At 63.9% G+C, this 9992-nt stretch carries 9 protein-coding genes and 1 pseudogene; 2 read left to right on the top strand and 8 right to left on the bottom strand.

The features are described from left to right. Window positions 1–530 (top strand): annotated as a pseudogene (locus MOV61_RS25100) (amidohydrolase family protein); the annotation flags it as partial. Here MOV61_RS25100 and fdxA read toward each other — a convergent pair. After that, the gene (gene fdxA / locus MOV61_RS25095; RefSeq protein WP_247138536.1) at window positions 527–865 is read right to left on the bottom strand and encodes a ferredoxin; all 339 of its coding nucleotides are present in this window, start codon (window positions 863–865) and stop codon (window positions 527–529) included. The pseudogene MOV61_RS25100 and the gene fdxA overlap by 4 nt on opposite strands. Before the next feature lie 194 nt (window positions 866–1059). On the opposite strand from fdxA, the gene MOV61_RS25090 reads away from it, so the two are divergent. After that, the gene (locus MOV61_RS25090) at window positions 1060–2862 is read left to right on the top strand and encodes an adenine deaminase (RefSeq protein WP_247138535.1); all 1803 of its coding nucleotides are present in this window, start codon (window positions 1060–1062) and stop codon (window positions 2860–2862) included. 12 nt (window positions 2863–2874) lie between these two features. Here the strand turns inward: MOV61_RS25090 and MOV61_RS25085 are convergent, their stop codons facing one another. The 7 genes from MOV61_RS25085 to MOV61_RS25055 form a co-directional block, all read right to left on the bottom strand. After that, window positions 2875–4272 carry a dipeptidase gene (locus MOV61_RS25085; RefSeq protein ID WP_247138534.1) on the bottom strand — a complete coding sequence of 466 codons (1398 nt, stop codon included), beginning with the start codon at window positions 4270–4272 and terminating at the stop codon, window positions 2875–2877. Between the two features lie 87 nt (window positions 4273–4359). Next, a complete protein-coding gene (nadC, locus tag MOV61_RS25080; protein WP_247138533.1) occupies window positions 4360–5217 on the bottom strand; it encodes a carboxylating nicotinate-nucleotide diphosphorylase in 858 nt (285 codons plus the stop codon). A gap of 1 nt (window position 5218) precedes the next feature. Further along, window positions 5219–6760 (bottom strand): L-aspartate oxidase, encoded by a 1542-nt coding sequence (locus MOV61_RS25075; protein ID WP_247138532.1) that lies wholly within the window; start codon window positions 6758–6760, stop codon window positions 5219–5221. After that, on the bottom strand, window positions 6757–7728 hold the full coding sequence (gene nadA / locus MOV61_RS25070) for a quinolinate synthase NadA (protein WP_247138531.1): 972 nt from the start codon (window positions 7726–7728) through the stop codon (window positions 6757–6759). The genes MOV61_RS25075 and nadA overlap by 4 nt, the downstream gene beginning before the upstream one ends. 68 nt (window positions 7729–7796) lie before the next feature. After that, complete coding sequence (locus tag MOV61_RS25065; protein ID WP_247138530.1) at window positions 7797–8699, bottom strand: NrtR DNA-binding winged helix domain-containing protein; 903 nt, start codon at window positions 8697–8699, stop codon at window positions 7797–7799. Window positions 8700–8796: 97 nt separating this feature from the next. Next, the gene (locus MOV61_RS25060) at window positions 8797–9741 is read right to left on the bottom strand and encodes an ABC transporter substrate-binding protein (protein ID WP_247138529.1); all 945 of its coding nucleotides are present in this window, start codon (window positions 9739–9741) and stop codon (window positions 8797–8799) included. Further along, a partial coding sequence (locus MOV61_RS25055; protein WP_247138528.1) for an ABC transporter permease subunit occupies window positions 9738–9992 on the bottom strand: 255 nt, incomplete at its 5' end. The genes MOV61_RS25055 and MOV61_RS25060, both read right to left, overlap by 4 nt.

Genomic DNA, 9992 nt, shown 5'->3' with positions numbered 1-9992 from the left:
ACCTGCGCCTGCGCTCCGGCACCGCGCCGCTGGCGGATGCCGTCAAACGCGGCCTGCGCTTCGGCATCGGGCTGGACGGCAGCGCCTTCGACGACGACCAGGATCTCTGGCGTGAAATGCGGCTTCTCTATTTCCTGCATGGCGGACGCGAGCTTGAGCGAGATTTCACCGCTGCCAACATTTTCGACGCCGCGATCCGCACCGGCGCGACCGTCGTCAACGCCCCGCTCGGAGAGGATTTTACGGTCGTCGACTATGAAGCCCTGATCGCCGACAGTGTCTTCGACGATCTCGACGAAGCTGAGGTGCTCCTCAACCGCATGTCCGCCACCCATGCCAAGGCCGTCTATGTCGCCGGCCAGCCGGTCATGCGAGACGGCAGGCTCGTGAATGTCGATTTCGACGCAGCTCGCAAGGAACTGCTGGCCCAGGCCAAGGCCGACCTGCCGCGCCTGACCATCGAGCGGGAGAGATGCGGCAAGCTGATCGCGGCCACCCGCGCCTATTACGGAAGCTGGACCAACGCTTAGTGAGCCGCCTCGCGCACGGGCGCCGATGTCACCACCGGGTGATCAAGGTTCCGCGTCCGGCTCTTGTCCCAGCCGCCCGGAGATCCCAACCCGGTGACCTCGGCTCCGAAATAATCACGGTTGACCGGAATGAACGCCATCTGCGCCTCGGTCGCCTCCTCGTCGTAGGCGATGGCATCGACCGGACAGATGGAAAGACAGAGGCCGCAATTGATGCATTCGTCCGGATGGATATAGAACATCCGCCCACCCTCGTAGATGCAGTCGACGGGACAGGCAGCCGTGCAGGCGCCATCCTTCACGTCGATACAGGGTTCGGTGATGATATAGGCCATCGGATCGTTTGCCTCTCATTGCATCCGCAGCACTATCCCAAACCTTGGCGTTGCTGAAAAGCAGCATATTTCGCCGCAAGAGTTCGAATTTTGGCAACGCTCCGATTGTGTTCCCTTCCGAATGGCGCTTCCTTGCCATGCCGGCGTTCCCTACAATCCACCTGTCCTGCCCGAATCCTGGAAATGAGATTTTCATGAGCACCCTCACCCGCTTCTCCGTTCAGCCGCTTTCGACCATGACCCGCCGTCTCGCCGATGTCGCCTCGGCCCGTCGCGACCCCGATCTGGTCATCCAGGGTGCGCGCGTGCTGTCCACCTATTCGGAGCGCATTCTCGACGGTCGCGAAGTCTGGATCTCGGGCGGCTGCATCGCCGCTGTCAAACCGGCCGGCAGCTACCGGAATGGCTCGGCAAAGCTCTACGACGCCAAGGGCGGCATCATCGCCCCGGGCCTCGTCGATCCGCATATCCACATCGAATCCTCGATGGTGACGGCCTGCGCCTATGCCGAGGCGGCACTCCTCAACGGCACCACGACGATCTTCTGCGACAGCCACGAGATCGGCAACGTCATGGATGTCGCGGGCGTCGAGGCTATGCTCGAAGATGCGCGCCAAGCACCGCTGTCGATCTTCCTGACCGTACCGAGCACGGTGCCCGCGACCTCGCCGCAGCTCGAAACCGCCGGCGGCGACCTGACGCCCGCCAAGATCGCCGCACTGTTCGACAAATGGCCGGAGGCCGTGGCGCTCGGCGAAAAGATGGATTTCGTCCCCGTCGCTATGGGCGACGAGCGCAGCCATGCGATCCTTGCCGCGGCACTCCAGCGTGGCCGGCCGGTCTCGGGGCATGTCTACGGAAGGGAATTCGTCGCCGCCTATGCCGCGTCCGGCGTCACCGATACCCATGAGGCGATCGACCCCGACATCGCCGACGATCTGCTCGAAGCCGGCGTCTGGCTCTTCCTGCGCGGCGGCCCGCCGAGCACGCCGTGGCATTCGCTGCCGCACGCGATCAAGACGATCACCGAACTCGGGGCCTCGCATAAACGCGTCGCCGTCTGCACCGACGATCGCGACGCCGAGGACCTGCTCGCCTTCGGGCTCGACTGGGTGACACGCGAGGCGGTCAAGGCCGGCATGACGCCGGAACAGGCCTGGGCGATGGGCTCGCTGCACGGCGCGACCCGTTTCGGCATGGAAGGCGAAATCGGCGGCATGGGCGGCGGACGAAGGGCGGACCTCGTGCTTCTGACCGACGACCTGAAGCCGGTCAGCACCTGGTACGGCGGCGAACTCGTGGTCGACAACCGCAAGATCACGCCAATCCTGGATGAAGCGCTTTCAAAACCCTATCGCTATCCGGAGGCCGCCTACCACACAGTCAAGCTGCCGAAGAACCTCAAGTTGACCCCCGATCTTCCGATCGACACGGTCACCGCCCATACGATCCGCACCGAGCTTCCCGGCATCACGCTCGGCCATGTCACAGTGACGCTCGAACCCGCCAACGACTGGCAGGCGCATTTCGACCATCATGACCTCTGCTTCGTCACCGTCGTCGAGCGGCATGGCAAGTCATCCGGAAACGTGGCGCACGGGCTGCTCAACGGTTTCGGCCTGAAAAAGGGCGCCGTCGCCTCCTCCGTCGGCCATGACAGCCACAACATCATCGTCGCCGGCACCAATGAACTCGACATGCAGCTGGCGCTGGATGCGATCGAGGAAAAACAGGGTGGCGTCTGCGTCGTCATGGACGGAAAGGTCACCGCAATGGTGCCGCTGCCGATCGCCGGCCTGCTCTCCGACAAACGTGTCCACGAGGTCGCCGACGAGGTGAAAGCCCTCAAGCTCGAATGGGAAAAGGCCGGCTGCACCATCGCCTATATGGGCTTCAACCTTATCCCGTTGTCGGTCATCCCGGAGATCCGCATCACCGACAAGGGACTTGTTCTCGTGCCGGAAATGATGATCTCGCCGCTCTTCGAAAAAGCCTGAGCGGCGACAGGATCAGTCGGCGAGCGCTGCGAGAATACGCACCCAGGAGCGGATGCCTTTGTGGAAGCTCGACAGGTCGTATTTCTCGTTCGGGCTGTGAACGCGGTTGTCGAAACGGGCAAAGCCGACAAGCAGCGCGTCACAGCCGAGCCGGCGCTTGAACTCGCCAATGATCGGGATCGAGCCGCCAGTTCCGGCAAGTGCGGCCTCGCATTCCCATTCGGCGGAAAGTGCGGCTAACGTCTTTGTCAGGAACGGGCTTTCGATCGGCATCACGGTCGCCGGCGCCAAGCCGAAATCCTTGAACGTTACCGAGCAGTCGGCCGGAATGCGCGCCTGAACATGCGCCTTGAAGGCGTCGCGAATCTTTTCCGGCACTTGGCCCTCGACCAGCCGGAACGAGATCTTGGCGATCGCCCTGGCTGGGATGACCGTCTTGAAACCTTCGCCCGTATAACCGCCGCTCATGCCGTTGATCTCGCAGCTCGGCCGCGCCCAGACCTGTTCGAGGATGGACCGGCCCGCCTCGCCCGCCGGAATGGTCAGCCCGATATCGGCAAGAAAACCCTTCTCGTCGAACGGCAGCCGCTGCCACTGCGCCTTGATGGCCTCCGGCAGTTCCTTGACGCTGTCGTAAAAGCCTTCGACTGCCACGCCGCCATCCGGCGTCCTCAGGCTCGCGATCACATCCGCGAGAACCTGGAGCGCATTGCGGGCGGCATTGCCGAACATGCCGGAATGCAGGTCCCGGTCGGCGCAGGTAATCTCGACCTCGGTGCTGTAGAGCCCGCGCAGCATGGTGGTGACGGCCGGCGTCTCGCGGTCCCACATGTCGGTATCACAGACATAGACCATGTCAGCCTTCAGTTCCTCGGCGGTAGCATCGAGGAACGGCACAAGGCTCGGGCTGCCCGCCTCTTCCTCGCCTTCGAAAAGGATGCTGACCTGCACCGGCAGCTTGCCGGTCACCGCCTTCCAGGCACGGCAGGCCTCAACGAAGGTCATCATCTGTCCCTTGTCGTCCGAAGCGCCGCGCGCGACGATCGCAGTATCGCCATTCGGCAACGGCTCCAGCCGCGGCTCGAACGGATCGCTCGTCCAAAGCGCCAGCGGATCAACCGGCTGGACGTCGTAATGCCCGTAGAACAGCAGATGCGGCCCGGCCGCCTCCTTCTGGTGCGCGACGACCATCGGATGACCCGTCGTCGGCCGGACGGACGCATCGAAGCCGATCGAGGCGAGATCGCGGCTCAGCCACTCGGCCGCCGCCTTGCACTGATCGCGATAGCCGGGATCGGTGGAGATGCTCGGAATACGGATCAGGTCGAAGAGGCGCGCGAGGCTCTCGTCGATTTCGGCATCGACAAGAGCCAGCACGGCGTCGATCTGGTCTTCGGGTATTCTCGGCATCTTTCACTCCTTGCCCGTTCGGTGTTCCGGATCAAGGATGTACCATTGTTTTCAACGACACCGGAAGCCTCCGGCGCCGTCGGTCACCTAATTTGCGGACCGGAAATCGAGCCCGATGTCGAGCGTCGGCGCGCTGTGGGTGATCCAGCCGACGGAGAGCAGATCGACGCCCGAGGCGGCCACGGCTGCGGCCGTCGCCGGCGTGATCCCGCCGGACGCTTCGGTGATCGCCCGGCCCGCGACGATGCCGACAGCCTCGCGAAGCTGGTCCGGCGTCATGTTGTCGAGCAACACCGCATCGACGCCGATCTGCATGGCTTCGTGAAGCTGGTCGAGCGTATCCACCTCCACCTCGATCTTGACCATATGTCCGACGCCCGCCTTGGCGCGGCGGATGGATTCGGTTATGCCGCTGGCAATCGCCACGTGATTGTCCTTGATCAGCACGGCGTCATAGAGCGCAAAGCGATGGTTCATGCCACCGCCGGCGCGCACCGCGTATTTTTCCAGCGACCGAAGCCCCGGCGTCGTCTTGCGGGTGCAGACAACGGAAGCTCTTGTGCCTTCGATTGCCGCAACGATGCCGGCCGTGACGCTGGCGATGCCGGAGAGATGGCCGAGGAAATTGAGGGCGGTGCGTTCTCCGGTCAGAAGGCCGCGCGACGGACCTTCGATGGTGGCGATTACGTCACCCGGCTTCACCGCCCCGCCATCCTCGATATGCCTGGTCATGACGATCTTCGGATCGACGAGCTGGAAGGCGAGCTCGGCCGCATCGAGGCCGGCAATGACGCCGGGCTTGCGGGCGGCCATGACAACCGTCGAGCGATGACCGGCCGGAATGACGGCCGTCGAGGTGACGTCGCCGGCTAGGCCGAGGTCTTCCAGAAGTGCGGCGCGCACCGGCGGTTCGACGAGAAGTCGCGGAAGGGCGGCAAGGATCATGTCAGGCACTCCGGGCAAGGGGATGGGAAGCGGTCGCGCGGGCAATATCCAGCGCATCGGCAAGGCGCATCTGCCGCCGTTCCGCATAGGCGAGCTTCAGCGGGAAATCGGTACGGGCATGCGCGCCGCGGGATTCCTTTCGCAGCGACGCGAAGACGGCAATCAGCAGCGCGACGATCGCCGGATCGGCTGCCGATCCGTCGCTTTCGACGAGCGGCAGCAGGCTGGCGATAGCGCCATGAATGGCACCGGTGTTTCTGAGGACGCCAAGATGCCGCGACACGATCGGCCGCACGGCGGAAATGTCCGCCGACACCGGTAGTTCTGCAGCGGTGACCTGATGAGGCGTTCCGGCAGAGGTCGCCGAGAGATCCTGCGCGGCCCGCATGCCCAAAACGGCCGCTTCGAGCAGCGAGTTGCTGGCGAGCCGATTGGCGCCGTGGAGACCGGTCGAAGCCGCCTCCCCGACCACCCAGAGACCGGGCACAGAACTGCGGCCATTCGCGTCCGTAGCCACCCCGCCCATGTGGTAATGAACAGCGGGACGAACCGGGATGAGGTCCGAATTGGGATCGACTCTCGCCTCCCGGCAGAGTGCGGCAATCAACGGGAACCGTCTGGAAAACCCGTTTCCGAGCGCCGGCCGGGCATCGAGAAAGACACGCCCGCCGCGGGCGATCTCGGCACTGATGGCACGCGCCACGATATCCCGCGCGGCCAGTTCGGCCCCCGGTTCGCGGGCGAGAAAACGCTCGCCCTTTTCGTTGACCAGCACTGCACCCTCGCCGCGCACCGCCTCGCTGACCAGTGCCAGCGGCCGCCGTTGGGAGTCGAGCGCCGTCGGGTGGAACTGCACGAATTCCATATCCGCAAGCACCGCGCCCGCCCGTGCAGCAAGCATCACCCCCTGGCCGAAATTGCCGATGGGGTTGGTGGTCGCGTCATAAAGCCCGCCGAGACCGCCGGTCGCCAGAACCACCCGCGTGGTCGGAACAATAACCGCTCCCGAGCCCGCCGCGCAGAGCAGGCCGGACACCGCATCGCCATTCGTCAAAAGCCGACGAACCTCAACACCGTCAAGCACCGTAATCGACGGCGTTCTGGAAACGGCTTCGACCAACGCCCGGACGATCGCCGCGCCCGAGCCGTCGCCCGCCACATGCACGATACGGCGGCGCGAATGGGCGGCCTCCAGCCCGAGCGAAAGCGAACCGTCGCCGGCCCGGTCGAAACGGACGCCGAGTTTTTCCAGGATGGCGATGGCGTCCGGGGCTTGCCTCAGGATCGAAGCGGCGACTGCCGGATCACAAAGTCCGTCGCCGGCTGCGAGTGTATCGGCCAGATGCAGGTCCGCGCTGTCGTCTGGCCCGAGGCTGGCAGCTATGCCGCCCTGCGCCCAGGCGCTCGACGTTTCCGCACCCAAGGCGGCGCGGGTGATCAGCACGACGGGCTGCGGCGCCAAGGTCAGCGCCGTCACAAGGCCCGCCAGGCCGCTGCCGACGATCGCGATGCGGCCGGCGAGATGGTCGAGTATCTCGGTCATATGGCGAGCATCCTCTCGACCGCGTGGCGGGCGGCAACCGCGATCGATGGATCGACGGTCACCTCGTGCCGGTTTTCCTCCAGCGCCTTGCGGATGTTGGCGAGCGTGATCCGCTTCATGTGCGGGCAGAGGTTGCAGGGCCGCACGAATTCTACATCCGGATGATGCACGGCGACATTGTCGCTCATCGAGCACTCGGTCAGAAGCACGACGCGGGCCGGCTTCTTTTGGCCGACATAATCGGACATGACAGCCGTGGAACCGGCAAAATCGGCTTCTGCCACCACTTCCGGCGGGCATTCCGGATGCGCCAGCACAACGACGCCCGGATGCGCCTCGCGCAGATCGCGGACGTCCTGCGCGTTGAACAACTCGTGCACTTCGCAATGGCCGTGCCAGGCGATGATCTCGACACTGGTTTCCCGCGCGACGTTCTGCGCCAGGTATTCGTCCGGGATCATCAGCACTTTCGGGACACCGAGCGACTCCACCACCTGTTTAGCATTGCCGGAGGTGCAGCAGATATCGGACGCCGCCTTCACCGCCGCAGACGTGTTCACGTAGGTGATGATCGGCACGCCCGGATGCGCCTGCCGCAGCAGCGCGATGTCCTCGGGCGTGATCGAATCCGCCAGCGAACAGCCCGCCGCCATGTCCGGGATCAGTACCGTCTTCCCCGGGTTCAGCAGCTTTGCCGTCTCCGCCATGAAATGCACGCCGGCGAGCACGATCACATCCGCATCCACGTCGATCGCCTTGCGGGCGAGCGCCAGACTGTCGCCGACGATATCCGCGACGCCATGGAAGATTTCCGGCGTCTGGTAATTGTGAGCGAGGATGACGGCGTTGCGGGTGCGCTTGAGCTCCAGGATCGCGGCGACATCCGCCTCGTAGCTCATCCACTCGGCCTTCGGGATGACGCGGCTGACACGATCGTAAAGCTGGGAAACCGAAACCGGGGAATTCATGAGCGACTCCTTTTATACTCGAAGTGAGTATATCCGGCGCAGAGACATATTCTCGTTTAGAGTTTATGTCAATTGCGTGAAAGCGGAAGTTTCGAACCGGAAAGCGCGCGCTCTTCGAGTACCGCATGACGGTAGCGGAAGAGCTTGGCCGGCCGGCCGCCAGTCTCGCTGGTCGCCTCCCCGGTTTCCTCGATCAGCTCCTGCTGGTCGATCAGCCTGCGGAAGTTCGGCTTGTGCAGCGTCAGGCCGGCCAGCGCTTCGACGGTGCGCTGCAATTGCGACAGCGTAAAACTCTCCGGCATCAGTTCGAAGACTACCGGGCGATATTTGATCTTGGCGCGCAGCCGCGCGATCCCGGTCGCCAGGATACGGCGGTGATCGGCAAACATCGATCGACCGAAATTTTTGGCCGGCGGACAACCGGCCTCGGTCACAAGGCCTGCCTCATACATCAACTCGTAACGCTGCAGGCCGAGATCCTCGTTCCAGGCGGCACCGTCTAGCCCGAAGGCAAAATCGACGCGACGCTGGCGGTGTTCGCGGCGCGCCGTTTCCGAAGCGACCCAATCCTGCAGGCGGTCGGTGATGGCCGCCTGTATCTCCGGCCTCCCCCCGCGATGGTCCTCCCAGGGGAAATATTCGTACCAGCCGTGCCAGCCGGGTTTTCCGGCGCCGGGTGCGGCCTGCTCGCGGACGAGGCCGAGATAGCTGATCGAGATCGTCCGCCCCTCGGCATCCTCATGGGTGCGGTCGCGGTCGGCGAACGTATAGAGCTGTTCGAGATAACCGAGCGGATGGCCTGTCTGGTCGCCGACCCATTCGCGAAGCCCGGCCTGTAGGCTGCGATGGCCGAGCTCGAAAGGGCCGGACGGCAGCGCATCTCCCGAGCGTACCGTCATCACGCGCGGCTCGTCGCCGGTGACGGCGGACAGAACCGCGATCAGTTCCGCATGGGCAAGTCCGATGGTCAAGCAAACTCCGGGTCACGTAACGTGGAAAGCCTGTCTGGCATGAAAATCACGTTACGCGAACCCCGGAGCTCAAATCAAACGATATCAGCAACTTGGCCTATTTGATTTCGACAGCAACGTCGGAGACCGGAGGCACTGCCTTGATCAGTCCCGTTTCCTTCATGAAGGCGGCGAAGCGCTGGTAGCGGCCTTGGTCGAGTGCGGCCGGACGCTTGGCAAAACGCGGCAGCGTGTCGAAGAACGCGGTGCGGTTCAACTCGTCGTCGAGGCTCGGATAGGCCTTGACAAAAAGCTGCCAGGCCTCCAGCGGATGGTTGGTGATGTAGATCGAGGCCTGTTCGACTGCATGCAGGAAACGCGGCAGCCGGTTATCGCCAGCAGAATCGCGGCGGGTGACGAAGATCAGTTCGTCATAAGCAGGAACCCCGTGCTCTTCAGGGAAAAACGCCCGCCCCGCATGGCCTTCCAGCTTCATCTGGGTCAGCTCGAAATTGCGGAACCCACCGAGCGTCGCATCCACCTTGCCCCCGATCAGCGACGGCGACAGCGAAAAGTTGACGTTGATCAGCTCCACGTCGTCGTTGGAAAGCCCTTCCGAGGCCAGCATGCGCTTCAGCATCGCATCCTCGAAACCGGTCACGGAAAAGCCGACCTTCTTGCCTTTCAGGTCCTTGAGGCTCTTGATCGGACCGTCCGCCAGCACAGTGACGGTGTTGAGCGGCGTTTCGACCAGCGTGCCGAACCGCACAAGCGGCAGGCCCGCTTCGTGGTCGAGATAGAGGTTTGGCTGATAGTGGATGCCGATATCCGCCTCGCCCGCCGAAACCAGCCGCGGCACCGCGGAGGCATCGGACGGCGGGATGAGCTCGACGTCGAGATTGGCATCGCCAAACAGCCCGCGCTCTTTGGCGATGACCATTGGCGCGTGGTCCGGATTGACGAACCATTCGAGCAGCACGCTCAGCTTGTCGGCCGCCTGCGCAGAAATCGGAGTGGCAAGGCTTGCCAGCGCGATGAGGGACGCGGTGAGGATACGGATCATGATCGGACGGAACTCCTTGATGCGGATGAGGATTCAGGGTCGGCTTCGCTGGCCCAGGGGGCGAGACCGGATGTCAGCCGGTCGATGAGAAGCCGCAAAATGAGGGTGAGAATGGCGAGTATGACCATTGCTGCAAACACCGTGTCGGTCTGCATGCGGGCATTGGCCTGGACCATCACGAAGCCGAGCCCGCCGGATGCCCCGACCCACTCGCCGACGACCGCCCCGAGCGGCGCCAGGGGTGCCGCGAC

The organism is Neorhizobium sp. BETTINA12A (genome assembly GCF_023006485.1).
Lineage (GTDB): Bacteria > Pseudomonadota > Alphaproteobacteria > Rhizobiales > Rhizobiaceae > Neorhizobium.
Note: the sequence above shows the minus strand (reverse complement) of the source record. Positions and strands in the feature narration are given on the sequence as shown.

Coding starts and splice junctions, on each gene's coding strand:
- MOV61_RS25075 (WP_247138532.1), bottom strand. CDS start 6,760: ATGACCGAGATACTCGACCATCTCGCCGGCCGCATCGCGATCGTCGGC.
- MOV61_RS25085 (WP_247138534.1), bottom strand. CDS start 4,272: ATGCCGAGAATACCCGAAGACCAGATCGACGCCGTGCTGGCTCTTGTC.
- MOV61_RS25090 (WP_247138535.1), top strand. CDS start 1,060: ATGAGCACCCTCACCCGCTTCTCCGTTCAGCCGCTTTCGACCATGACC.
- fdxA (WP_247138536.1), bottom strand. CDS start 865: ATGGCCTATATCATCACCGAACCCTGTATCGACGTGAAGGATGGCGCC.
- MOV61_RS25060 (WP_247138529.1), bottom strand. CDS start 9,741: ATGATCCGTATCCTCACCGCGTCCCTCATCGCGCTGGCAAGCCTTGCC.
- nadC (WP_247138533.1), bottom strand. CDS start 5,217: ATGATCCTTGCCGCCCTTCCGCGACTTCTCGTCGAACCGCCGGTGCGC.
- nadA (WP_247138531.1), bottom strand. CDS start 7,728: ATGAATTCCCCGGTTTCGGTTTCCCAGCTTTACGATCGTGTCAGCCGC.